This window comes from Roseburia hominis A2-183 (assembly GCF_000225345.1).
GTDB classification, from domain to species: domain Bacteria; phylum Bacillota; class Clostridia; order Lachnospirales; family Lachnospiraceae; genus Roseburia; species Roseburia hominis.
In genome coordinates this window covers 3,007,729-3,033,265 of sequence record NC_015977.1, presented here as the reverse complement: position 1 = coordinate 3,033,265, position 25,537 = coordinate 3,007,729, and the positions used below count along the sequence as shown (strand labels likewise).

Below are 25,537 nucleotides of genomic sequence, written 5' to 3'. Positions count from 1 at the left end.
AGGCTGAACATGAGTGTAATGTTGATACCACAACAACATTATAAGTGTATTCAGTTTTTGCTCCTAAATCTTGTTTACTTCTGTAAGAAGTTCTTCTAAAGTCTTATGGGTGTACGTTCCCTTGGTGGTGTCGTTCTTCATACTGTGTCCCATAATTAATTTGATACATACGTCATTTGCCCCGGCGCTGTCCATAAGTGAAGCAAAGGTGTGTCTGCCATCGTGGGGCAGATGTTTCATTTTGAGTTTTCCCATGCACGTATTAAAATTCCCGTTCATATAGGTTCCGTAGGTGTAATGATTTCCAAACTTGTTATTGATCAGGTATTTCTTGTTCGGATCGTAGCGGTTCTTGACGAGAGGAATAATCTTATCGTTTAGTGGGATAATTCTGTCTTTCCCGGCTTCGGTTTTCATGCCGCCAACCATGTACTTTTCATCTAAATGGACATTTTCCGTCTGGATTTCCAACAGCTCGGTTGGTCGCAAGCCGGTGTAAATCATTATAAGGATGATATCTACATTGTTGATTTCATATAGCTTCGACCAGAGTGTTTTGATTTCTTCATCGGAATACCTGTCGTGTATCTGCTCCGTAGAGTTTGTCCATTCATAAACCAGACCTTCTGTTAAATCCCGGTCTATGTATTCATTCAATTTAGCGTATTGATACATAGCCTTCAGGACGGCTCGCATAGAAGAAATCGTAGTCTGCGACTTGTGATTATAGGCATTTAAGCATTGCTGCAGATCATTTGTCCTGATGGAAATAAATTTGCGGTCATGCAGTTCACTGAAATGATGAAAAGCAATCTCATAATTTCGCCACGTGGAATCACTAATCTGGTTTTTAAGAGATTTTCGGTATTTCTTCCATTTCTCGTACATCTCTGCAAAGGTGGGAGAGTCCGAGTATTTCATATGTTCCGGAACAACCGCACCGCTATTGTATTCAGCTAGATAGGTATAAGCCATTTCCGGTTTGGAGAAGTAAGCTAGGTAGGTGTATTTTCGCTTGACCTTCCCGGTATCGTCTTCCACAAGTTTCGAGATACGGACAGCGTAGGGCTTTCGTCGTTTGCCACCAAGCTTGATTACGCTGCCGTAAGAGTTTGGTAACTTCATACTTTAACCTTCTTTCTGCATTTGTTCTAATTGTTTAAGGCAATACTCTGCATATTCCTTGTAGCGTTTTACTCTTGCAATTTCATTTGGAATATCAAAAGCATAAATGGACTTCGGAAGCAGGTCAGAACGTTTGGTAGGATTAGCCACTTTGTACGCAGAGAGCTTATACTCAACAAAATCTTTCACTTCTTTTTCCAGTTCTGCCAGCTTGGTTAATGGTATCTGGGCAACGTCTTTTCCAGACTCATTTGAATAGACATGGATTACGCCATCTTCAGCAATTTCTTTTACATCAACAGATCCGGTTGCAGTATCGAAGGAATCCTGTAAATGGGCTTCCTGAAGAAGCTCATATTCAATCGTATAGCCGATATCATGCAGGTAGGAGAGAACACCGTAATAAGGCTGTTCATATTCATCAATGTAGTATTTGCGTATTTCAAAGGAATTGAAATAGTCATCGATGATTGCATTAACAAAATCATTGGTGCACTCGCAGTATTGCATCAAATCTCCATTTTCATTAGGAATAAACGCTTCCATAGGTATTTTGTAACCGCTGGCTAGCACTTTGAGAAAACTCTCTGTTACAGGTTTCTTACCATTCTCTACGTTGCAGTAATGCGTTCTGGAAATTCCAAAGTCTTTTGCTAACTGGTTCTGTGATAACCCCCTTTCTTTTCGTATTTGAATGATCCGTCCCCGGATTTCATCTTGATTTTTCAGCATTTTTCATGTACTCCTTTCATTTACACATCATATTTGCTCGTACCATATGAGAAACAGGATTGCTTGCATGTACTATATAGTACATAATTAGTATAGACAACAACAGCAACAATGTCAACAAAAATATGGAGGAGAAACAAGTGAAAAAAGAAGAAGTAAAACTGCTGATGAAGCAAAATCAGGTAAAGCAGTGGGAAGTTGCGGAAGCAATGGGAATTTCCGAATTTACGCTTTGCAGATGGCTAAGGAAGGATTTAAAAGGGAAACAGCTTGAACGGCTGAATTCGGCAATTAAGAAGGTCAGAAGCGGTAAAGAGGAGACAAATGGAAAGGAGGGGCACTAATGGAACGAGTTACGACAAAAGAGGCTGCAAAATTGCTTAACATGGATGTTGTGACTTTACAGTTTTTGATGAGGCAGGAGCGGCTGCCGATTGGATATGCCATCAAGAAGGATGGAAAGAGCCGCTATCATTACATCATTTACAGAAGTATGCTGGATGCGTTTATCCAGAGTGGAGGGAAATGCTAAATGGCAGGGAAACGATATTACTGGTTGAAATTGCAGGTCGGTTTCTTTCAGGAACTGATTATCAAACAACTGCAAACTTTGCCGGAGGGAGACAGTATCGTCCTGCTTTATTTGAAACTGTTATTGAAGGCAATCAATACGGAAGGGATTATTTACTATCAAAATATTTTGCCATCCTTAGATGAGGAAATAGCATTGGATACGGGAGAGAAACCGGCACTTGTGAAGCTGACGATTTCTGCCTTGTGTAAATATCATGCGGCTGTGTTCTTGGATGATCAATCATTACAGTTATTGTACTTGGGGGACATGGTTGGAAGTGAGAGTGCTTCAGCATCCAGAGTCAGAAATCACAGGGCGAATCAAAAGCTCATAAAGGAAAAAGAGCAGGCAGCGTTACAATGTAATGAAACTGTAACGGAAGGTAACACCATAGAATTTTCTTGTAGCACAGAGATAGAAAATAGTCAGAAGGAAGAGAAAAAGCCAAAGGAAGAGGGAGAACCAGAGATAGAGGAAATTCCTTCTTACTTTGCTGATACAGTGCTGAATAGTATGTTTCTTTCTTACCTGGAATACCGAAAAGAAAATGGCAAGGAAGTGAAGGGGAAAGCAATCGGTTATTGCATTGATAAGCTGGAAAGTCTATCGAATTCTCCAGCAGAACAAGTGGCAATTATTAAGCAGACAATTCAGAATGGATGGACGGATTTCTTTCCGTTGAAAGGGAAAAAGGAAAAGGTAAGCGGAAGCAATGTAAGCTCATGGTTGGAGCGTGAAAAGATACAAAGTACGGGAGGTGCTTTCGGTGACTAAACAGGAATTTGCGACATTAGTTGTAGCCATGCAGGCAATGTATGGAGAAGATTTTATTGGGACGGAAAAAGCGTTGGATGTGTGGTACGCTTTATTGCATGATCTGGACTATCAGATTTTATCCAAGGCTCTTCAACAATATATGCTGACAAATAAATTCAAGCCAACCGTTGCAGAGTTACGAGAGATATATGCAGAGTTGGTTAGCCCGGTGATTACTGATTGGAGTGAAGGCTGGAAGAAAGTCAGCAGGGCAATCGGGCACTATGGAATGTATCAGGAGAAAGTTGCAATGGAAAGCTTTGATGAAGTTACCAGAGAAGTTGTTAAGCGTCTGGGGTTTCAGAATATCTGCCTGTCAGAAAATATTGTTGCTGACCGGGCAAGATTTGCAGAAATCTACCAAGCCATCCAAAGGCGGAAAATAACAGAAGTGAACGTAGGAAGTGCATTGCCGAACTTACGAGAAATGGTGCAGAATCGCTTGGCTGAACTGGTACAGAAAGGGCAAAATTCAATAGAACAGGAAAAGGATAAAAACTAACTTAGCAAGCACTGCCTGTGTTCCCTCACAGGCGATAAAATGAGCGATTTCTCTTATCGAAGGAATGCTCAAATTTATCATTCAGGGAGAATTCCCTAACCCTTAAAATCATTTGAAAGGATGGAACGATATGGCAAAGGATAGAGCAAACAGAACGAGGAAAAATGAGCTGAAGATTTATTTGAGTGATAACGAAAAATATATCCTGGACAGGAAGGTGGAGTTGTCAAAGAGGAAGAGTGCATCGGATTATATTAGGACACTGATACTCTTTGGATTTGTTTATGATGTGGATTATTCTTATCTAAGGCAATACAACGAAACGCTTGGAAAAATCAGTGGGAATCTGAATCAGATTGCGAAGAGAATTAACAGCACTGGAAACGTTTATAAAGAGGATATGGCAGAAGTGAAAGTAATTATGGACGAGGTGTGGAAGACGCAGAAGGCGATGTTGAAAAAACAGCCGTTGATACATAATAAATAACTCAAAAATAATAAGGAAAGAAATTGAAGGTATATAATTGTAACCAATGTAAGAAAGGTGCCTTGAGGTATAAGCGATAGATTGATGACAGACTGTATGGTATAATTTGTAAGTTGATTCTATTATGTAAGCCGTAATCACAGCTATTGCAACTTAAAATTGCTTAGTTGCAACTGTATTTTGATAGTCTTCACAAGATAAAAATGGTACGCTGAGTGAGAAAGGAGTAGTGATATATGACATTAGGACAAAGAATACAAAAAGGAAGAAAAGAGGCTGGCCTATCTCAAGAGGAATTGGCAGAGCAGTTAGGTGTATCAAGGCAGGCTGTTAGCCGATGGGAGAATGATAATGGTTATCCAGAGATGGAAAAAATCATACGTTTAAGTCAGATTTATCAAGTGAGCTTAGACTATTTAGTTGGAAACGAACAAGAAAAATCGGGAGAGGATATATCAGAAAAAGGTTGGTATGTCAGTAATGAGTTGGCAGAAAGCTTTCTGGCACATCAAAAATCAAAGTTTATGAAAATAGGTATTTGTTTTCTACTGGCGTGTGTGTCTAGTGTGTTTTCTTATATGAATATGTATAACAACGTTGGTGATGTGATTAGTACGTTTATCATAATAGTTGCTATTATTTTGATAATCAGTATGGTTATATCAGACAATCCATATAAAAAGATTTGGACAGAACCATTGGTTTTTGATGCCGAAGTGTTGAAACGATTAAGAGTGACATTTGCGGAAAATAAGAAAAAGTATAAGATAATGATATTAGGGGGCGCATTTGTATTTTTAATAGGATTTCTGTTTTTACCAGATTTCTATTGGACTGTTCCAGAAGATTTGCAGTATATATGGTATGCGTTAGGAGATGCAGTACAGGGAATAGGTGGATGCTTTGCAATTTATACATGGGGGATATGGCGAGCATATAGGCTATTAACAATGAATGAAGAGTATTGGAGGAGGAAGAAGAAAAAATGATAAAAAGGACATATTTATTAACAATATTATTAATAGTTTGTCTGTTGACAGGTTGTGGGAACAAAACAGAAAAGATGTGCCGTATCGAAATACGAAATGAGAATAACACAGATGTTATAACATTAGAACAACAGTCTCAAGCTGATGTAGATGATTTTTTTGATGAGGATGAATGGACCGAATGCGAGAACTTTGATGAAAAACTGGCTTCTGAATATGTAATAGAGCTGTATCAAGAAAAGACACATACTAGAGTGCAACCTGATAAAGAAAATGCTTATGAGAAAATCATGGAATATACCACATATAAGGATTCAGATATTGTTAAGGTAGTTATTAGCAAAGATGCCATAAAAAGTGGTGGTGTGTCAGAAGAAGATTTAACCTTTTACTATAAAGGTTCAGAGCATTTTTTTTCGGCACTCAATAATGTTTTGAAGTGATTTCTGAACTTAAAATTGGATGAACCAATGGGAATGGAAGCCTATTTTGTTATAAGGGGGTGAGTATATGGGAAAATGATGATACTGACATTTGAAGATAGTGAGGAGGAAATTCTAAATCATATAATATCCTGTGTCAGTGCGGGATCAAGAGCATATCAAGTAGTTGAAAATGAAAAAAAGAATTTGAGTTTTAATGGATTAGAAATAGATGATATAAATCGTTCGGTAAGAAAACAGAAACAGGAAATAGATTTGACATTTACAGAGTTTGAAATCCTCTATCTGTTAGCCAACAATCCAGGCAGAGTGTTCAGCAAGGAGCAGATTTATGATATTGTCTGGAAGGAATCTTATTCCGGCGATTATAACATTGTCATGAGCCATATACGCAACATACGGGAAAAGATAGAGGATAATCCCAGCAAGCCTGTTTATGTACAGACAGTCTGGGGTGTTGGCTATCGGTTCAATCAGAAAATGTTATAAAATATAGCCACATTGATTTCAACATAAATCATGTGGCTATTTTCGTGAAAAATGTTTTTAGAGTAATAAAAGAGATGACAAAAAATAGGCAAAATGTATAGAAAAAGAGAGGGTAGTGTGTTATAGTAAATATACTGGGTGGACTTTATGTATAACATATTCGAAGGTGGTTTATACAATGGCAGGTATATCAAAAGTACTGGAAACAGAATTGAACGGTTTGAAGGTTAATCTTTTTGAATTTGATATTGAAAATGAAGAAAGCTTCAATGAGATAAAAGCATATTTAGTTAATAAAGTAAAAATATCTAAAGTACATAATATAGAAGAATATGATTTGACGTATTATGGAACAAAAAATTTGAATCCAGATTTTGTGGCCAGATTTAATGAGCAGGTTGCAAAAATCAATATTCCTAAAAAAACGAAAATACCACAATTTGATGTTCGCAGAGAACGCGTAACAGAATGGATGGCACAGTATTTGCTAGAACAAGAATATGGTTGTAAGTTTTATGATGAAGCTGATAAAAGAGTAAATTTGAAAACCGTTGAAATTGATAAACATACTGACGGGATAGATGTACCTGGTATTTGGATGGATAATGATAGAATTCGATTTGTTGTATGTGAGGTCAAGGCATCTGAAACAAATCAAATACCATGTGATTCTGTGCAATCTTTACGACAGGATATTCAGAAAGCTATTGATGATGTAGACAATCGAGTTTCTCACGAAATTTTGGAATATATGCATGGTATAAGAAATGTTAAAATGCAGGATGATATATTAGAAAAAATAGTAGACTTTTTAGCGAATTTAATTGCTGGAGAAAAGGAAGACTTAGCAGATAATATAATGTTTTTCCCATTTTTGCTTAGAAATAACGAGAAAATTGTTCCGGAGATGAACATAGACGATTATAAAAATTTTTCTTTACAGGGAGTTAAAAGAGAAAATGTCGAGAATATAATCTTATCATTTAGAAAGAAATTTTCTGAATTTAGTAATGAAGTCTATGAAGAGGCAATAGGTGAATAGCAATGGAATATATTAAGAGCATAATTAATTCAATAGAGAAAGTATTTGATGTAAGCGAAGAAAATATTTCTTCGCTTACTGTTATGCTCGCAGATATTGAAACTAGTCATTTATATAATAAGTTTTCTGCAAAAGAACAAAGTAAGAAATATTTGAATAGTGATTTACTTTCTAAGGCGAATTTGCTGAATGCATTATTGGAAATTGTTTTAGAAAATCCAAATATGGATTTAATTGAGAGCGACAAACGAAAAGAGTTACTTGTAGGTTTATGTGGAACAGTAGCATCCCTGTATGAGCAAGTTTTAGATCAGATTAATGATAATGAGTGTTGGGAAAATATGTCGTACTTGGTTATGTATAGTATGTTATCTTATATGGCAGATAGACAGACAATGTCTGATTTGGCTATTAAGGAATATAATGTTAAATTTACCAAAATGATGAGTTTATACAATGAATTTCCAACGATGCAGAAATTAGAATATGATACATATTATCTAATTGTATTGTTGATGAGTAATATTAAAAATTATGATGGATTGACACAGTTAAATTCCTATATTAAAAGAGCAAATGATAATTTGAATGAGGCTCAAAGGGAGGAACTTTCAAAAGCTGAGTTAGATATACCGGTTGGTCTAAAGATTGCTTCTTATGGAAATATTATTTATTTGACGATGGTTTTAAAAGAATATCTTTTTAGCGGTGAGATTGATAGTTCGGAAAATCAAGATATATATAGTGTTATCGATATGTATTCATATAATGCATTTCATTTGCTGGATAATGAAAGCATTGACTTGAAACTTATTGGGCATTTGTTGCGATATGCATATGAAAGAGTAGCGGAAAATTCAATATGGAACATTGCAGAAAAGTCACCATTAATAAGAAAGTTCATCGAAGAAAACCTTTCCAATGGTAATAGATACATATATTCTTTATTGCCATCTCAGAGAGAGGTTATTTCGGATGTGTTAACGCCTAAAAAGAGTATTGTTGTTGGAATGCCGACTAGTGCAGGAAAGTCGTTGCTGGCAGAGATGCAGATATTATTTAGTATTCATAACTATAAAACAGCCGATTTTAATCCTACAGTTTGTTATATTGTTCCAACTAATGCACTTATTGATCAAGTTAAAATTGATTTGCAAAGTGATTTTAAGGAATTTAATTTTAATATAGAAACAGCATTACCATATTATGATGTTGATGAGATAGAAAATGAAATTTTGACGCGGGAGCATATTGATATATTAATTAGTACACCCGAAAAATTAGAGGCACTTGTAAGACAAAACCATCCGGCAATACAAAACACTCGTTTAGTTATTATGGATGAAGCGCACAATTTAGGAGACAAATCACGGGGTTCTAAATTTGAACTGGTCTTATCATCTATAAAGCAAAATATGAAAGAGGCAAATTTTCTTTTATTAAGCCCCTTTATTAGTAATGCTCAGGAAATTAGCGAGTGGTTAGCCGACTCACCAAGAAATGCAGATACTATTTCCATAGAGTGGGCACCAACCAAACAATATATTGGTTGTAATTTACTTGATAGTAAGAAAACAAAATCTGTTCTGCAATTTTACAAATCACCAAGAAACCAATTGGGGACAGAAAATGTTGAAATTTCCTTGAACTTGAACCCGCAGGATGTGAAAGAAGAGCTTAGATTAGATAGTATTGATAATACGGTTCGACTTTGTGTGGTTCTGAATGATTTTATTGAACAGGAAGGGAATATTTTAGTTTTGTGTGGTGGCAGAGGTACCACTTTGAAATTGGCATCTTATACGAAAATGTATTTTGAAGAAAAAGGTATGCTGCCTGATATGAGCTGTGACGAAGAAATTCAACGTGCAATAGAGATTGTAAAGTTAGAAAATGGAGAAAATGATCCTTTAATCGAATGTTTGAAATTTGGTATTTGTTATCATAATTCTGGCTTATCAAGTCTGGTCAAGGAAACTATCGAGGAATTAGTCCGAAACAATAAGATAAAACTTATATTTGCAACAACAACATTGGCGCAAGGAATGAATTTCCCGATTAATACGGTTATTTTTGATACAGTTAAATTGCGTAATAAAGGTGATTTATCAAACGCTGAGTTTTGGAATATAGCAGGGCGTGCTGGTAGAGCATACAAGGATAAAGAGGGATATATTATTCTCTCCTATTCTAATTCCCAGAAAGAAACCAAGTCAACAGTGAAAAGATATATTGAATCAGATTTAAAAGAAGTAATATCTTCACTGAATGCTTATTTTACGGGAAATAGTACTATAAGTATTGACTACAATGTGTTAAAAGAACCAAATAATGCACCAATATTAAATCTGTTGCAATATATAAATCATATATTGAACATTAGCTATGATTATGATATTAGTCCAAAAGATATTGCTAAAATTAGGGGAATATTAACAGATTCTTATTTGTATCATAGTTTGAGTAAACAGGAAGGTTTTATTAATGCACAAAGAAAATTAAATACTTTTGTAACACAATATATTCGACATGTTAACGAAAATAAAAAGGAGGATATGGCGAAGGCTGATGAATTAGGTATTAGTGATATAAGTTATACAAAGGTTAAATCTATAATAGGTGCATTTATCCATGGACTGAAAGAAAACGGAGATCATGAGTATAAGGCTTCAGAAATTATTCTTCGAACTAAGAATATTGAGCGTTTGACAGAGATTATTAATATTATTGCAAAAATTCCTGAAATAAAAATTGATATGTTAGGGCAAGGGAAGCTGGATCCAGAAAATATAGCTAAGTTACTTATGGGCTGGGTAAATGGCGATAAGGTAAGAGATATTGCGAAAGAAATTAAAAGACCAGGGCAAAGCGATGAAGATGCAATTTCTTTATGCAATCGTTATCTTAATAGCCAGATGAAGTCTTATATGCCATGGGGAATAAATATATATCAGGCCGTGAGCTTTGATTTGCAGACAGAAAATGCACAAATGTTACCTTCTTATATTTATTATGGGGTATCAAGCAAGGAAGCGGTAATTGTATCGAAGTTGGGCGTGCCAAGATTTGCTGTTGATAATGTTTTAAATATTTTAAAAACAGAATATTCCAGTGTGGATATAAGTGTAGCTAATTATAAAGAAGTAAAAGCGGTTATAGAGAAAATTTCTTCACAACAATTAAAAATTGAAAATGTAAGTGGCGAAATTATAAAAAATATTATTAAAAATCGGATGAAATAGTGTGATATGTAAAAACTTTGAGATAAGGAGAAAAAAATGGCTAAAGTTATAACATTTATAAATATGAAAGGTGGGGTTGGTAAAACAACGCTTGCAGTAAATGTTGCATATACATTATCAAAAATTGAGGGTAGGAAAGTATTACTTATCGATATGGATCCACAGATGAATGCAACTCAGTACACATTAAAAGAAGAACAAATGCAAGAAATTTTGGAAGATAGAAATAAATCAGTTTATGGCTGCCTGTCTCCAGATTATCAAGCAAATTCAGTATTGGAAGGCTATACAAAACTTAGTGAAGAAAAATGGATATTTCATGTAGATGGTTTTGATATTATTCCATCAAGTTTGGATATTATGACATTGAATTTATCGGCAAGGCCGCATAAATTGGATCAGTATATTAAAGGTGAATTGGGAGAAAAATATGATGTAGTAATTATTGATTGTCCGCCAACTATATCGGAATATACCAAGGTGGCGCTGCTTGCATCTGATATGTATTTGGTTCCTATGAAGGCAGATCCATTGTCAGTGTTTGGTCTTCCTATGTTAGAGAATTATGTGAAAGAAACTATTGAAAAGGATTTTCAACATCAAATAGAATTTGTCGGAATAGTATTAAATATGGTTATTCCAGAGAGATTGTTATACAAGAAAAATAAGCCGATAATTCAAAGAAGATGGAAAAATAAGTTGTTTCAAAATGAATTAAAGCAATGCGAAGAAATTGTGAAAGGGCTTGATCCTGAATTGTCTAATGAAAAATATATATTGGATATGAGAGATCCTATAATTGTTGATCAAATAAAAAATATAACAAAGCAACTAATTCAGAGAGGAAGGTTGTAATTATGAAAAAAGAAACCAAGGATGCGTTATATTCATTGTTGGATTTGATGGATATGTTAGGAAGCATTGATTTTATTAAAGTAGATATAGATAGAGCTAATCGCATTAGAAAAGAGGTTTTGGATGTTATTGGTGATAAAAAGGAAGTAACAATTCTTGATAGTAGTACAGACGAGCTGTTAGGTGTTTTGCCGGTTATTTTATTAGATAGTAAAAAATTCCCGTCTACAAAAGAAATTTTGAAGTTTGCCGAAAAGTGTTTGAATATAAAAATTAAGAATTATTGGCAAAAACGTTCTAGGGCAGAAGTGGTAGGGATAATTATTAACGAGGTTTATGAGCAGAGCCCAGAACAATTTAATAATTTTTTAAAGGCATGGAATGAGTTTAGCAATGAGACGAATCATCAAAATATGAATGCGAAACAGAATGTAGAAAATATAGGTTTTATGGATGCGTGGTTTCAGTTCTTTGATAGTTATAAAGGTGTTGAATGATGGAAACATATGGTTATGAGTTAGAAGAAGAATTTAATGCTGTAGCTCATTTTATTAACCAAAAATATGGGATTAATATAAAAACAAAAGAACAGTCAGTAGATTTTACAAAAGCTTCATTAACATTTATGTTGTCGGTAAAGATATGGAAGAATCATTTGTCTCCGTATTTTGAGGTGACCCCCAAAACGGAAATGTATTTTCAAGAGATATTATCTAATGCTATTCATATAATATTACTAGGAAATATTGACATGAAAATTCCAACATTGATTATGTTAAGAAGAACACAAGAATTGATATTAACATATATTTATTATAGTGAACATCCAGTAGAATTATATAAAAAAGAAATGGATGATAATTCAAGAACAATAGGGGGATTCAATGATTTAAAAGAGTATGTTAAGAACTATCCATTCTCAATGAAATACAATCTTGAAGACAAGAAACTTCAAGAGCTGATGTCAATGGTAATTGGAAATTGGACAACGCAGTATAGGGAATTGTCTAATTATGTTCATGGAACTAATAGTAATTTTTTCCAAAAGACACAGTATGTTGATGAATTTAAGTTTGTGAAAAAAGATATAAATTTTTTGACTAAACAGGTCAGTATGTTATCTAGCACGGTAAATGTTTTGTTAATAATTTTTTATTTTAAAGAATATGTATACTTTGACGAACATACAGAAAAGTCATTAATCCGAAATGCAATATCAAACGAACTGGAATATAAACGAAAAATAGTAGAAATTTTAAAAGAAATATAAAATGAGTATTCCGTTCAAAATGAGCACTACTCATACGGAATACTCAAAAACAAGAAAACAGTATAGGTACTAAAGAATTTCTAATTAAAAGTATATTTTGAGAGAATGAAAGATAGATGATAAAGAATTCGATACTAAAGTATAGTTAATTCTGTGTTCTTCGATAATTGTTTTAATAATTCATGTCCTTTCCCAAATAGGTGTTAATCGAAATTCTCCGACAATCACTCTATACACGTGATATACAAACGACCTCAAAACCCCGGTAAATCTGCGGACACCTCAGAAGCTGCTATGCTCGCTCAGGGTGTTTGCTAATCGAGAATTTCTAAGATAATATAAGATATGGTTAAGTCCTGTAAACAAATCAAATCTTCGATTTGACTGGTGTTTATGGGACTTTTCTTTATGCATATATAAGACATGTGAATGGTGAGAATATTGATAAATGGAAGGGATGTTATTAAAAAAATTTGAAGCTGTAGAATTTTACGTTGAATTTTACAGCTTAATTTCGTATAATATATGTAAATAAAGAAAAGATATCCAGGAAAGGAAGTTGATTTTATGCCGAATATATTACCTGTATCAGACTTAAGAAATTATAATGAAGTGTTGAAAAATTGCCAGGTTGGAGAGCCAGTGTTCCTGACAAAAAATGGCAGAGGCAAGTTTGTAATTATGGATATTGAGGACTATGAGCGTGAGAAGGCAGAGAAAAAGCTGTTGATGAAGCTACAGGAAGCAGAAGAAGCAGTTAAGGATGAAAGCGCCTGGATGAGTTTGGATGAACTGAAGAAATCTGTCGGGGTATAGCCTATGATGAAATTACGGATTAATTCTATTGTGGCAGAGGACTTGAAGAAAATGAAAGAGTATATTGCGGAAGACAATGAAGAAATGGCAGTAAAGACCATTCAGGAGATATATGCTCGAATTGAGAATATACAGCAACTTCCGTATATGGGATCGGAGCTTGCTAAAAGGGTCAGCTTCCGGACGGATTATAAATATGTGATTTGTGGGAATTATGTTGTGCTGTATAAGATTGGAAAAGAGTATGTGGAGATTTACCGGGTGGTGAATCGGCATCAGGACATTACGAAGATATTTTAAATTAAACGGAAGAAAATGATGGAATAACAAGTAAAAATAAAAATAAAAATAAAAATGCCTACCTTCGTACCTGACTGGTGGAAGGTAGGCATTTAATTACCATAGTAATTATGCGTAATATACAAAACGCTATGAAAGCTTTATTTTTAGGTGGTTCTTCTATCCTTACACCATCTCTTTTTCCCCGATCTTATTTACGATCGTCCTAAAAATCCGGAACATGAAGAGGATCGTCATGATAATGGAGATCAGCTCTGCGATCGGGAACGCCCACCAGATCAGGTTGACATTGCCGAACTGCGCCAGAAAGTAAGCAACCGGCAGCAGTGCAACCAGCTGTCTTGCGATCGAGACAAACATACTGTAGACTGCTTTGCCGAGCGCCTGGAAAATGCTGCTGCAGGAGATGCCGAATCCTGCAAGGATAAAGCTTAAGCTGATAATCCGGAGCGCCGGGACGCCGAGAGAAAGCATGGTGTCGGAAGCGCTGAACATTTTAAGCAGCTGCGTTGGGAAGAGCTGGAAGATCAGAAGTCCGACCGCCATGATGCAGACGGCATAGGTGACCGTGTGGCGTAAGGTCTTGACCACGCGCTCGCGGCTGCCGGCGCCGTAGTTGTATGCCATGACCGGGATGACACCGTTGTTCAGACCAAACGCAGGCATAAACACGAAGCTCTGTAATTTAAAGTAAACGCCGAACACTGCCGTTGCCGTGGAGGAGAAACTGATCAGAATACGGTTCATACCGTAATTCATGACCGAACCGATCGCCTGCATGACAATGGAAGGCACGCCGATGGCATAGATCTGACCGATGATGGTGCCGTCCGGGCGAAAGCCTTTTAAACTCAGCTGAATCTCCTTATTTCTGGTCTGGTTGATGACGACAGCGAGAACCGCAGCAATCATCTGACCGATGACGGTGGCGGCTGCAGCACCGGTGATGCCCATTTTCGGAAAACCAAACAGACCAAAGATCAGGATCGGATCTAAGATGATGTTGATGACCGCTCCAGTGGTCTGGGTAATCATGGTGTAGACGGTTTTTCCGGTTGCCTGCAGCATACGCTCGAACATCAGCTGGGTAAAGCAGCCAAAGGACAGGCAGCAGCATACAGTAAGATACTGCTTTCCGTAGAGAACAATTTCTTCAATATCCGTCTGGCTGCGGAAAAAAGGTTCCGCGAAAAACAGACCGATGATAAGGAACAGCAGATAGCTGAGCAATACCAGAAAAACAGCGTTTTCCGCAATCTTGTTGACTTTGTCGAAATCCCTCTCTCCGAGTGAGCGGGCGAGGAGCGCATTGACGCCGACCGCAGTACCTACACCTACGGCAATCATCAGATTCTGGATCGGGAAAGCCATAGATACGGCAGTGAGTGCGTTTTCACTGATCTGAGCCACGAAAATACTGTCCACGATGTTATAGAGAGCCTGTACCAGCATGGAGATCATGATTGGCAGAGACATGGATATGATCAATTTATCGATAGGCATTGTGCCCATTTTATTTTCCTGCATGGGAAACCTCCTTTGTTGAATGGTATAACGTTAAAACGACCTTTCTATACTACCATTTTGCGGTAGCGATTACAAGGCATGGTGCAAGGATTGGGGAATCTTTTGTGAAACGGTGGCACTGTGCCGCAATTTTTGGTAAAATAGATGAGAAAAAAAGAACAACAGGAGATTATACAGATCATGAATATATTATTTTTTCTGACCCCGAAGGAAGATGTGGCGCATGTAGATGAGGACGATACCATGCGTCAGGTTCTGGAGAAGATGGAGCATCACGGCTATACGGCAATCCCGCTGCTTAGCCGCGAGGGAAAATATATCGGAACGATCACGGAGGGTGATTTGCTCTGGTTTTTAAAGGACCGCAATTTTCCGGATTTGAAGTTGCTTGAGGATATGCCGATCACCTCCATCCAGCGCCGCAGGGACAATGAGGCAGTCAAGATTGACGAGTCGATGGAAGACCTCTTCGGCAAGGTGATGAACCAGAACTTCGTTCCCGTCGTGGACGACAAGCGTGTGTTTATCGGTATTGTGACGAGAAAAGATATTCTGGCATACCTTGGGAAGAAGGCCGCCGCGCAGGAGAATGGCGTGCGGGGCATGGATCAGGCATAGTGATGGTAAGCCATACGGGTTATGTGACAGCGCTTTCTGTCAGAATTATCAGCAAATAAGTGAGACAGAACAAAAGAATTTCTTAAATTTGTTATTTTTTTCACAAAACAGAATGGTAATCCGCTATAATATGAAGGAGAGACAAGGCATAACATTTATACAAAAGAAAGGGGAATTTACAAATGAATTCAATTTTATCAGCGACAGTATTGATTCCACTGATTGTGATCGTGCTGCTCATCGTACTGCTGTGCGTCGGATACGTGAAAGCACCACCGGATATGGCGTACATTATTTCCGGTGTCAAGAAGAAGTCCAAGGTGGTCATCGGAAAAGCGAGCATCCGCATTCCGTTTTTTGAGCGTCTGGATAAGCTGAACCTGCGGCTGATTCCGATCGACGTCAAGACGAGCAATGCCGTGCCGACAGCGGATTACATCAATATCAATGTCGATGCGACCGTCAACATCAAGATCAGCAACGATCCGGAGAAGCTGCGGCTTGCGGCAGAGAACTTCTTAAATAAAAACACCGAGTATATTGCCGGGGTGGCAAGAGAGGTTCTCGAGGGTAATGTGCGTGAGATCGTCGGTAAGATGAAGCTCGAGGAGATGGTATCCGACCGCCAGAAGTTTGCCAACCTGGTCAAGGAAAATGCGGAGCCGGATCTTGCGGCGATGGGACTCGACATCATCAGCTTTAATGTCCAGAATTTCGTGGACGGCAATGAGGTCATTGAAAATCTGGGTATTGACAACATTGTAAAGATCAAGAAGAGTGCGGCGATTGCCCGTGCCGAGAGTGAGAGAGACATCAAGGTTGCACAGGCAGCGGCAGACAAAGAGTCCAATGATGCAGCGGTTGCGGCGCAGACGGAGATCGCGAAGAAGCAGAATGAGCTTGCCATCAAGAAGTCCGAACTTCAGATGGAGGCGGACACGAAGAAGGCTATGGCCGATGCGGCTTACGAGATCCAGAAAGAGGAGCAGCGTAAGACGATCGAGGTGACAACCGCCAACGCGGATATTGCAAAGCAGGAGCGTGAGATTGAGCTGAAGCAGAAAGAGGTTGCAGTCAAGGAGCAGTCTCTGGAGGCGGAGATCAAGAAACAGGCGGAAGCGGATAAGTATGCGGCGCAGCAGCGCGCGGAAGCAGAACTTTACCAGCGTCAGAAGGACGCGGAGGCGAGACAGTTCGAGGCACAGCGCGAGGCGGAGGCGAGAAAAGCGCAGGCAGAGGCAGAGCGTTACGCCAAGGAACAGGAGGCTGCCGGTATCCGTGCGGTCGGTGAGGCAGAGGCATCTGCGATCCAGGCCAAAGGTATTGCAGAGGCGGAAGCGATGGAGAAGAAAGCGGAGGCGTACGCAAAGTACAATAAAGCGGCAGTGGCAGAGATGATGATCAAGGTACTTCCGGACATTGCAGCCAAAGTGGCAGAGCCGCTCGGCCAGATCGACAAGATCACGATTATCGGCGGCGGAGAAGGTGGAAACGGTGTGGATCAGGTTGCCGGCAATGTGCCGGTTGTCATGGCAAAAGTATTTGAGAGCATGAAAGAGGCGACCGGTATTGATCTGGCAGACATCATCAACGCAGAGTCCTACGATGCACAGGTGAACCGCAACATCAATGTGTCGGGACTCGATTCCGTGAATCTTGTGGTAAAAGATGAAAAGAAAGGCGCAGAACAGCCGGATGCGCAGGACGGGGCAACGACAGAGTGATGACGGTGGAAGTTGGCGTCAACCGCAGAGCGGGAACGGGGCAGTCTGTTACGGCGGCAGTTTTTATCGTGATAGCGGCGGGATCGATAGCGGTGATCCCGCTGCTTGCCGCAAACCTTGACCGTAGAGCACTCGGGCTTGCGGCGTGTGTTCTCACATTAGTTTTCTGGGTCGGGTTTATCGGGGCAATCTGCTGCGTGGGGGAGATTGTAAATACGCCGACCAGGGCGTTCCTTCTCACCAGTGACTGGCAGTTGTATTATGTTCATTTTGCAGCCCGCGACTACGGACCCGCACCGGTGACAAAAGCCGGGGAGATCGTACATAATTACAAGGTGCTCTCCGAGGAGAAAAAAGGACGGAAATGGCGCCGGGAGTATCTGGGCAGCGAGGAGTTCCGCAGCATGGCGCAGCAGTACCTCGAGGGAGTGCGGACGGATACGATGGGGTGCGTGATCGAGCATCTTCAGACGCCCTCTATCCGTTCCGAAGGCATCGACGGAAGTGTGCTGCGCTACTGGGATGACACCCGGAAAAAGTGGGCAACGATCCGGCTTTTAAGAACAAATACCGGATATGAGAAAATCTGCCGTACGGTAAAGCTCCGCCAGGAGCTCGGACGCTAAGAACATCTATAAAAACGGGACTGCCGCATAAAGCGGACAGTCCCGTTTGACGTGATAAGTAATATAAGGAGGAAGATCATCCTATCGATTTCAGATGGAAATGTAGATGGAACATTCGTTGAAAAAAATGCGCGCATTTCTTCCTGCCGGATTTTTGCATCGAATTCCGTGTCTCTTCCACGTTTTGACAATCCACGGAATGTGTCCGACAAACCGCAGACAATGAGCGGATTCCCTAGTGTCCCTAGCGGCACTGCTTCACAGACAATATAAAACCGCGCGAACCGAACTCGCCGTCATCTGCTATTGAAGTTAAGGCAGATGACGGCTCAAACAGCGGCTTCGCGCGGTTATGTTTTATTCAGCAGTGCCACAAGGGACACACGAGAATCCTAAAATTGTCTGCGGGTTGCGGACACGCCCGTGGAGTGTTCAAAACTTGGAAAAACACGGATCATCGGAGATGCAAAAACCGGCTGGTTAGAAATGCCACATTTTTGATCCGAATTTCCAGATGCATTCCATCTGAAATCGAAGGACATGGTCATTCTTCATACTACTTACCACATCAAACAGGACTGGCTGTTTGATGCGACAGTCCCGTTTTGTATGGAAGAGAAAAGATTACTGTGTATTTTTCTGCAGTTCATTGGCATTTTCCTGAAGCTGCTGCATGATCAGGGCAATGTCGTCCACGCTTTGCAGATTGGTGCGGCAGCCGGCAAGGGTCGCACCAGCGCTTGCGGTAACTTCCTGTGTCAGGGCGGATACATTTTCGATGCTCTGGATAATCTGGCTGTTGGAATCAGATACCGCATCCACACCCTGCTTTAACTCGGACATGCCGGAGGTAATGCTTGCGGTATTTTTCTCAATGAGATCAAAATATCCGGCAGCAGAAGTAATGTATTCACTCTGGTGCCTGTTGCTGTCGAACAGTTCAGTGACGGAGTCGGTAACGGAGGAAATGGACTGCGAGATGTGCTCAATCAACTGATTGATATCTCCCGTAGCACCATTGGTCTGACCGGCAAGGCTGGAAATCTCCTCGGCGACAACGGCAAAACCGCGTCCGGCTTCACCGGCGCGTGCTGCCTCAATGCTGGCATTGAGCGCTAAAAGGCTTGTCTGGGAAGCAACACTGCTGATTAAGGCAACGATGCTCTGCATTTTGTCAGCATATTCCTTCAGCTCTTCCATAGAATCCGCGACGCGTGTACTGGAAGCCTCTGAGACCTGTACCTGCTGCACAAGATTCTTCATAACATCTTTGCTTGCCGTCAGATTGGCAGAGGTCTCTGCGGTGGAGGAGAGAAGTTCGGCAGTGACGGATGATACGTTCTGTACCTGCTGGTCAATGTTTTCTGTCTGCTGTTGCTGCACCTGGATGGCAGCGGCGGTCTCGGAAGTGCCGCTGGTAAGATCCTCCATGGCGGTCTGCGTGCCGGCGATGGAATCTCGAAGCTGTGAGGTGCTGTGTGAAACCTGATCGATATTTCCTGCCATATCTCCGGCAACCTTTAAGGTCAGCTGCAGAAGATCATCGGACTGGCTGCGGTCAGAGTCAGCCTTTTTGATGTTGGCATCGTTGATCTGCGCAATCTTTGTGACAGACATCAATACAAAAATATAGGAAAGGATAATGCAGGCGATTATAATCTCGGCATTGGTAATCTGGGCAGCGGTGAAACCCTGTGTAACGGCACGAAAGACCAGAACAAGGATATTGATCACCAGTGCATAAGTACACAGCAGGGAAACGAGCTTTTTATCTGCATACACCAGAAGAATCAACAGCATTACGATTACATAGCAGAACGTCAGATCTGTTGATGAGATAAACATCACATAGGCATACAGAAGGGCAAAGCCGCCGCCGCAGAGATAGCGCACACTAGAGGTATCCTTCTGCTTTGTGTAGGCAAGAATGGATGTGACACAGGGCAGCAGACAGAGCAGAAGAAAAATCAGATACGACGGAAGACTGCGCACGCCTTTTAAGACTTCTGCGATGTAGGCCGCCGCAAGTACCGTATTCATTGTGCAGGTGCCGGCAATGGCTGTCTTATTGCGGCTTTGTGCTGCAACTGCCGGATGGGAAAGATCGGTCAAACGATTATCCATAGAAAGAATCCTCCTTTGTAAATACCGTATTACTCTAAATGTAAAAAAGGCACCGGTGCATCTTGTGCACCGATGCCTTTTTCCTGTTATTATTGTAACAGTTTGGCGGATGTTCATAAAGTAGATGTAAGAGGAACAGGACTATTTTACCAGATTTTCTGCATAATCCAGAGCTTCTACGATATTTGCATGGAAATTTTGGGCTCCGACGTACTCGGTAAAGCCATCTTTGACCATTACGGACATCGGCTGTTCGTTGACGTGGGAGAAAACCAGTGTAATCTTTTTCTTTTTTGCACGGTCGGCCAGTTCGCGCAGTGATTTCATGGCACTGGCGTCGATGGCAGGGACGCTGCGCATGCGGATGACAATCACGCGGGTAGCCTTGTCACTGTTGATCTGTAAGATCTGGTCTGCGGCGGCGAAAAACAGCGGACCACTGATCTCGAAGACACGGATGGTGTGAGGAATATCGCGCAGTTTTTCCGCTTCGCCCGGGGTAACGTCCGGCTCATCCAGATATTTCCATGCGGTCACATCGGCGGTTTCTGCCATACGCTTCATGAAAAGCATGGCGGCGAGCACAACGCCGACTTCAATCGCGATCACAAGATCGAAAAATACGGTGAGCAGGAAAGTTGCCACCAGCACAATGACATCGCTTTTTGGCGCTGTTTTGCAGAGACGGAAAAAGGAAGTCCAGTCTGCCATGTTGGCAGCCACAATCAGAAGAACAGCGGCAAGCGTTGTCATCGGGATCAAAGCGGCAAGCGGCATGAGCACCAGAAGGATAATGGTTAAGGTAATACAGTGCACGATGCCGGCGACCGGGGTGCGGCCGCCGTTGCGGACGTTGGCTGCGGTACGGGCGATCGCACCGGTTGCCGGGATACCGCCGAAAATACCGGAAAAAATATTTCCGAGTCCCTGACCGACCAGCTCGGCGTTGGATTTGTGGGTATCACCGATCATTCCGTCCGAGACGACAGCGGACAGCAGGGATTCGATGCCTGCCAGCAGCGCGATGGTAAATGCCGGTGAGAGCATTTCCTGCACCAGTTTCATGGACAGTGCCGGAACATGCGGTGTCGGGAAGGAGGAAGAAAGCTCTCCGTAGACACTGCCGATGGTGTTGACCGGGAGATCCGCGAAGTAGACAACGGCGGTCGTGACAATAATCGCAATCAGAGATCCCGGAATCTTGTCGGTGACTTTCGGCCAGAGCAGCATGATGACAATAGCTGCGGCGCCCACAGCGGTGGCAGTCCAGTTGATGGTGGAAATATTTGTGGCGTAGGCAATGACCTTATCCACGAACCCGGACGGCACGGATGCGATGGAGAGTCCGAAGAAATCCTTGAGCTGGCCGACAAACAGGGTCACAGCGATACCGCAGGTAAAACCGGTTGTGATGGTATAAGGAATATATTTAATGAGAGAACCAAAGTGGCAGATTCCCATTACGATCAGAAAAATGCCGGCAAGAATGGTTGCGACAGTAAGGCCTGCCGTGCCATAATCCGTGACAATGCCATAGATGATGACTACAAAGGCTGCCGTAGGACCACCGATCTGCACACGGCTGCCGCCGAAAAACGAGATAAAAAATCCAGCGATGATGGCAGTATAGAGCCCCTGCTCCGGCCCGACGCCGGATGCGATGGCAAGCGCGATCGACAGTGGCAGGGCAATGATGGCAACGATGATACCGGAGATCACGTCGCGCATGGCCTGTTCTTTGCTGTAGTCCTTTAAGACGTCAAATAGTTTTGGTTTCAATTCATTCATTTTCATTTCCTCAGTCTGTAATTATTAAATTTTTATAAACACAAGTCAGAATTTTAGCACTTTACAAACGCGAACGCAAGAACGCATGGGAAAAAATACAAGCACATGGAAAGGTGAGCAAAACTGGGAAAAATGGAAGACATTTTACAGGAAAAAGAAGATGTGAAAAGCCGGATTGTATGCTAAGATAGATGATAATAAATGATATAGGAAGAAAGGCGGCAATCATGGCGGAGTCGGGCAATTCTTATCAGAAGATCTATGAAATCGTAAAGCAGATTCCAAAGGGATGTGTGGCATCTTACGGACAGGTGGCGGCGCTTGCAGGGAATCCCAGATGGGCAAGAGTGGTTGGCTACGCGCTTCACGTGAACCCGGATCCCGCGCATATTCCCTGTTACCGTGTGGTGAACCGGGAAGGCAGACTTTCGGATGCCTTTGCATTCGGCGGTGTGAATGAGCAGAAGCTGCTGCTGGAGGCAGAGGGCGTCGAAGTAACTGACGGCTATGTGGATATGGAACTGTATCAGTGGAAGAAGTTCCGGATTTAAGAGAGACGGAGGAGAAATATGCAAAAAAAGGAACTGGCACTTCAGGTGATAGAGCGCTTGAAAAAGGAGTATCCGGACACGGGATGCTCGCTGGATTATGACGATGCATGGAAGCTTCTGGTCAGTGTGAGACTGGCGGCACAGTGTACCGATGCGAGAGTCAATGTGGTCGTGCAGGATCTGTACCGGGAATTCCCGGATGTGGATGCACTTGCGGATGCAGATGTGGAGGAGATTGAGCGCATTGTAAAACCGTGCGGGCTGGGACATAGCAAGGCGCGCGACATCTCCGCCTGCATGAAGATGTTGAAGGAAAAGTACCAGGGAAAGGTACCGGAAGATTTTGATGCACTGTTAGAACTTCCGGGAGTCGGCAGAAAAAGCGCCAATCTGGTGATGGGGGATGTCTTTGGACAGCCGGCAATCGTCACCGATACGCACTGTATCCGCCTGGTGAACCGCATCGGGCTTGTGGACGGGATCAGGGAACCAAAGAAAGTGGAGATGGCACTCTGGAAGCTGATTCCGCCGGAGGAGAGCAATGATTTCTGCCACAGGCTTGTGGATCACGGGCGTGCAGTCTGTACCGCGCGGACAGCACCGTACTGCGACCGCTGCTGTCTCAATGACATCTGCAAAAAGGCCGGAATTTAGAAAAAGATAAAATAAATCAATATATTTGATTAAAAACGCACCTTGCGGAAGCGTAAGGGGTATGATAGTATATACGAAATGAATAACAGAAATCAACTTTCTTGAATTATTTTGTATGGAGGAAAGATATGAATATTGCAGCAAAATACGGAAAATCATACTTTATGCCGCCGGAGGTGACATATGACTGGGTGAAGAAGGACAGCATTGAGAAGCCGCCCATCTGGTGCAGCGTGGATCTGCGGGATGGTAATCAGGCGCTGATTGAGCCGATGGGACTGGAGGAAAAGCTTGAATTTTTCCGGATGCTGGTCGACATCGGATTTAAGGAGATCGAGGTCGGTTTCCCGGCAGCTTCGGACACGGAATACAATTTCATGCGTGCGTTAATCGAGCGCGACATGATCCCGAAGGATGTGACGGTGCAGGTTTTAACCCAGGCAAGAGAACATATTATAAGGAAGACATTTGAGGCGGTCAAGGGAGCGCCTCACGCAGTCATTCATCTGTACAATTCCACTTCGGTGGCACAGCGGGAACAGGTGTTTAAGAAGAGCAAGGAAGAAGTCAAGAAGCTGGCAGTGGACGGGGCAGAATTGTTAAAGACACTCGCGGCGGAGACGGACGGCAATTTTACGTTTGAGTACAGTCCGGAAAGCTTCCCGGGCACAGAGGTGGACTATGCGGTGGAGGTCTGCAATGCAGTGCTCGATGTCTGGAAGCCGGATGCAGAGCACAAGGCGATCATCAACATTCCGACCACGGTACAGATTGCGATGCCGCATGTATTTGCCTGCCAGATCGAGTATATTCACAAGCATTTGAAATACAGGGATAATGTGGTGTTGAGCGTTCACCCGCACAATGACAGAGGATGCGGCATCAGCGATGCGGAGTTCGGTATTCTTGCCGGTGCGGATCGCGTGGAGGGCACTCTTTTCGGAAACGGAGAGCGCACCGGAAACGTTGATATTGTGACGCTGGCGATGAATATGGTGTGCCACGGTGTCGATCCGAAGCTTGATTTTTCCAATATCAGCGAGATCCGCGAGAAATACGAGCGCTTTACCGGTATGCGGGTTTACGAGCGTACACCGTATGCCGGAGATCTGGTATTTACCGCATTTTCCGGTTCCCATCAGGATGCCATCTCCAAGGGTATGGCGTGGAGAGAAGCGGGCAAGAGCGGCGACCGCTGGGATGTGCCGTACCTGCCGCTGGATCCGAAGGATGTCGGAAGGGAATACGAGTCGGATGTCATCCGCATCAACAGCCAGTCCGGCAAGGGCGGAGTCGCATTCGTATTAAAGCAGAACTTCGGTATGGATCTGCCGGATAAGATGAAGGAAGAAGTCGGTTATCTGGTCAAGGGTGTATCGGATCGCAGACATCAGGAACTCTCGCCGGAAGCAATTTACCGGATTTTTGAAGAACATTATGTCAACCTGTGCGATGCTTTTCAGATTTCAGAGTGTCATTTCGAGCAGAAGGACGGCATCACATCACGCCTGGTGATCGAGCACAACAAGGAGCGCCGCACGATTGAGACGACAGGAAACGGCCGCCTGGACGCCGTGAGCAACGCAATCAAGATGTATTTCGGCATCAGCTACGAGCTTGCCGTATACGAGGAGCACGCCATTTCAGAAGGATCCTCCTCCAAGGCTGCGGCGTATGTGGAGATTATCTGCAAGGGCAAGAATTACTGGGGCGTCGGAATTGACGAGGATATTATCACCAGCTCGATCGCGGCATTGGTATCCGCTGCCAACAAGATGTTAAAGAGTGAGAACATCGTGGAGGGACGCGAGGAGCGGATTGTTGACATCATGAATTACATACAGAATCACTATGCGGATGTGACGCTGGATGTGCTGGCAGATCAGTTTAATCTCTCCAAACCGTACCTTTCCAAATACATTAAGGAAAAGTCCGGGATGACCTTCCAGGATGCGGTGAAGAAGGCACGCATGAAAAAAGCACGCACCATGTTAAAGGAGACGAACCAGACCGTAGAGTCGATTGCCGCCTACGTGGGTTACGAGAATGTGGAGCATTTTAACCGGCTGTTCAAAAAAGCGTATGAGATGACGCCGGTGCAGTTTCGCAGAAAATATCAGTAATTCTCAAAGAATAGAATGACAACTGGGAACAGGGGAAAGGTATTGTGGTACTTTTTCCCTGTTTTTTACTGACAGACAGAAACAATAATGGTATAATAGGAGAATCTTAGGTAAGGAGGA

26 protein-coding genes are annotated in these 25,537 nt (G+C 41.9%); 21 read left to right on the top strand and 5 right to left on the bottom strand.

Annotation, left to right across the window (positions count from 1 at the left end):
* Window positions 1–63 precede the first annotated feature (63 nt).
* Both RHOM_RS13605 and RHOM_RS13600 read right to left on the bottom strand, forming a co-directional pair.
* Entirely contained in the window at window positions 64–1,125 is a 1,062-nt protein-coding gene (locus RHOM_RS13605; protein ID WP_014080879.1) for a tyrosine-type recombinase/integrase, read from the bottom strand.
* 3 nt (window positions 1,126–1,128) lie between these two features.
* Window positions 1,129–1,857: a helix-turn-helix domain-containing protein gene (locus RHOM_RS13600; RefSeq protein WP_014080878.1), complete on the bottom strand. Its 729-nt coding sequence runs from the start codon at window positions 1,855–1,857 to the stop codon at window positions 1,129–1,131.
* A gap of 140 nt (window positions 1,858–1,997) precedes the next feature.
* Here RHOM_RS13600 and RHOM_RS13595 point away from each other — a divergent pair, with 140 nt between their 5' ends.
* From RHOM_RS13595 to RHOM_RS13525, 15 genes are all read left to right on the top strand, one after another.
* Entirely contained in the window at window positions 1,998–2,201 is a 204-nt protein-coding gene (locus tag RHOM_RS13595; RefSeq protein ID WP_014080877.1) for a hypothetical protein, read from the top strand.
* Window positions 2,201–2,389 (top strand): helix-turn-helix domain-containing protein, encoded by a 189-nt coding sequence (locus RHOM_RS13590; protein ID WP_014080876.1) that lies wholly within the window; start codon window positions 2,201–2,203, stop codon window positions 2,387–2,389. Before RHOM_RS13595 ends, RHOM_RS13590 begins: the two co-directional genes overlap by 1 nt.
* Window positions 2,390–3,205, top strand: a complete 816-nt coding sequence (locus RHOM_RS13585) for a phage replisome organizer N-terminal domain-containing protein (RefSeq protein ID WP_014080875.1) — start codon at window positions 2,390–2,392, stop codon at window positions 3,203–3,205. It begins immediately after the preceding gene.
* A complete protein-coding gene (locus RHOM_RS13580) occupies window positions 3,198–3,749 on the top strand; it encodes a replicative helicase loader/inhibitor (RefSeq protein WP_014080874.1) in 552 nt (183 codons plus the stop codon). Before RHOM_RS13585 ends, RHOM_RS13580 begins: the two co-directional genes overlap by 8 nt.
* A gap of 130 nt (window positions 3,750–3,879) precedes the next feature.
* Complete coding sequence (locus RHOM_RS13575) at window positions 3,880–4,236, top strand: plasmid mobilization protein (protein WP_014080873.1); 357 nt, start codon at window positions 3,880–3,882, stop codon at window positions 4,234–4,236.
* A gap of 236 nt (window positions 4,237–4,472) precedes the next feature.
* Window positions 4,473–5,225 carry a helix-turn-helix domain-containing protein gene (locus tag RHOM_RS13570; protein ID WP_014080872.1) on the top strand — a complete coding sequence of 251 codons (753 nt, stop codon included), beginning with the start codon at window positions 4,473–4,475 and terminating at the stop codon, window positions 5,223–5,225.
* A complete protein-coding gene (locus RHOM_RS13565; RefSeq protein WP_014080871.1) occupies window positions 5,222–5,668 on the top strand; it encodes a hypothetical protein in 447 nt (148 codons plus the stop codon). The genes RHOM_RS13570 and RHOM_RS13565 overlap by 4 nt, the downstream gene beginning before the upstream one ends.
* A gap of 75 nt (window positions 5,669–5,743) precedes the next feature.
* A complete protein-coding gene (locus RHOM_RS13560) occupies window positions 5,744–6,157 on the top strand; it encodes a winged helix-turn-helix domain-containing protein (RefSeq protein WP_014080870.1) in 414 nt (137 codons plus the stop codon).
* A gap of 178 nt (window positions 6,158–6,335) precedes the next feature.
* Entirely contained in the window at window positions 6,336–7,199 is an 864-nt protein-coding gene (locus RHOM_RS13555) for a hypothetical protein (RefSeq protein ID WP_014080869.1), read from the top strand.
* A gap of 2 nt (window positions 7,200–7,201) precedes the next feature.
* Complete coding sequence (locus tag RHOM_RS13550) at window positions 7,202–10,441, top strand: DEAD/DEAH box helicase (protein ID WP_014080868.1); 3,240 nt, start codon at window positions 7,202–7,204, stop codon at window positions 10,439–10,441.
* A gap of 36 nt (window positions 10,442–10,477) precedes the next feature.
* Window positions 10,478–11,296 (top strand): ParA family protein, encoded by an 819-nt coding sequence (locus RHOM_RS13545; RefSeq protein ID WP_014080867.1) that lies wholly within the window; start codon window positions 10,478–10,480, stop codon window positions 11,294–11,296.
* Window positions 11,297–11,298: 2 nt separating this feature from the next.
* On the top strand, window positions 11,299–11,793 hold the full coding sequence (locus RHOM_RS13540; RefSeq protein ID WP_014080866.1) for a hypothetical protein: 495 nt from the start codon (window positions 11,299–11,301) through the stop codon (window positions 11,791–11,793).
* On the top strand, window positions 11,790–12,566 hold the full coding sequence (locus RHOM_RS13535; RefSeq protein WP_143761736.1) for a hypothetical protein: 777 nt from the start codon (window positions 11,790–11,792) through the stop codon (window positions 12,564–12,566). The genes RHOM_RS13540 and RHOM_RS13535 overlap by 4 nt, the downstream gene beginning before the upstream one ends.
* A gap of 567 nt (window positions 12,567–13,133) precedes the next feature.
* Window positions 13,134–13,382, top strand: coding sequence for a type II toxin-antitoxin system prevent-host-death family antitoxin (locus tag RHOM_RS13530; protein WP_014080864.1), 249 nt, complete (start codon window positions 13,134–13,136; stop codon window positions 13,380–13,382).
* Between the two features lie 3 nt (window positions 13,383–13,385).
* Complete coding sequence (locus RHOM_RS13525; protein WP_014080863.1) at window positions 13,386–13,682, top strand: type II toxin-antitoxin system RelE/ParE family toxin; 297 nt, start codon at window positions 13,386–13,388, stop codon at window positions 13,680–13,682.
* A gap of 165 nt (window positions 13,683–13,847) precedes the next feature.
* Here the strand turns inward: RHOM_RS13525 and RHOM_RS13520 are convergent, their stop codons facing one another.
* Window positions 13,848–15,209 (bottom strand): MATE family efflux transporter, encoded by a 1,362-nt coding sequence (locus tag RHOM_RS13520; protein WP_014080862.1) that lies wholly within the window; start codon window positions 15,207–15,209, stop codon window positions 13,848–13,850.
* A gap of 180 nt (window positions 15,210–15,389) precedes the next feature.
* On the opposite strand from RHOM_RS13520, the gene RHOM_RS13515 reads away from it, so the two are divergent.
* From RHOM_RS13515 to RHOM_RS13505, 3 genes are all read left to right on the top strand, one after another.
* Window positions 15,390–15,827: a CBS domain-containing protein gene (locus RHOM_RS13515; protein ID WP_014080861.1), complete on the top strand. Its 438-nt coding sequence runs from the start codon at window positions 15,390–15,392 to the stop codon at window positions 15,825–15,827.
* Window positions 15,828–16,009: 182 nt separating this feature from the next.
* The gene (locus tag RHOM_RS13510) at window positions 16,010–17,551 is read left to right on the top strand and encodes a flotillin family protein (protein WP_014080860.1); all 1,542 of its coding nucleotides are present in this window, start codon (window positions 16,010–16,012) and stop codon (window positions 17,549–17,551) included.
* Window positions 17,548–18,177 (top strand): hypothetical protein, encoded by a 630-nt coding sequence (locus tag RHOM_RS13505; protein ID WP_143761734.1) that lies wholly within the window; start codon window positions 17,548–17,550, stop codon window positions 18,175–18,177. The genes RHOM_RS13510 and RHOM_RS13505 overlap by 4 nt, the downstream gene beginning before the upstream one ends.
* Before the next feature lie 624 nt (window positions 18,178–18,801).
* Here the strand turns inward: RHOM_RS13505 and RHOM_RS13500 are convergent.
* The gene (locus RHOM_RS13500; RefSeq protein WP_014080858.1) at window positions 18,802–20,301 is read right to left on the bottom strand and encodes a methyl-accepting chemotaxis protein; all 1,500 of its coding nucleotides are present in this window, start codon (window positions 20,299–20,301) and stop codon (window positions 18,802–18,804) included.
* Window positions 20,302–20,442: 141 nt separating this feature from the next.
* Window positions 20,443–22,089, bottom strand: a complete 1,647-nt coding sequence (locus RHOM_RS13495) for a SulP family inorganic anion transporter (protein ID WP_014080857.1) — start codon at window positions 22,087–22,089, stop codon at window positions 20,443–20,445.
* A gap of 191 nt (window positions 22,090–22,280) precedes the next feature.
* Here RHOM_RS13495 and RHOM_RS13490 point away from each other — a divergent pair, with 191 nt between their 5' ends.
* The 3 genes from RHOM_RS13490 to RHOM_RS13480 all read left to right on the top strand — a co-directional run bounded on the left by RHOM_RS13490 (window position 22,281) and on the right by RHOM_RS13480 (window position 25,417).
* Complete coding sequence (locus tag RHOM_RS13490; protein ID WP_143761732.1) at window positions 22,281–22,640, top strand: MGMT family protein; 360 nt, start codon at window positions 22,281–22,283, stop codon at window positions 22,638–22,640.
* An 18-nt stretch (window positions 22,641–22,658) separates the two neighbouring features.
* Window positions 22,659–23,294 (top strand): endonuclease III domain-containing protein, encoded by a 636-nt coding sequence (locus tag RHOM_RS13485; protein WP_014080855.1) that lies wholly within the window; start codon window positions 22,659–22,661, stop codon window positions 23,292–23,294.
* A gap of 128 nt (window positions 23,295–23,422) precedes the next feature.
* Window positions 23,423–25,417, top strand: coding sequence for a 2-isopropylmalate synthase (locus RHOM_RS13480; protein ID WP_014080854.1), 1,995 nt, complete (start codon window positions 23,423–23,425; stop codon window positions 25,415–25,417).
* Window positions 25,418–25,537: the final 120 nt, after the last annotated feature.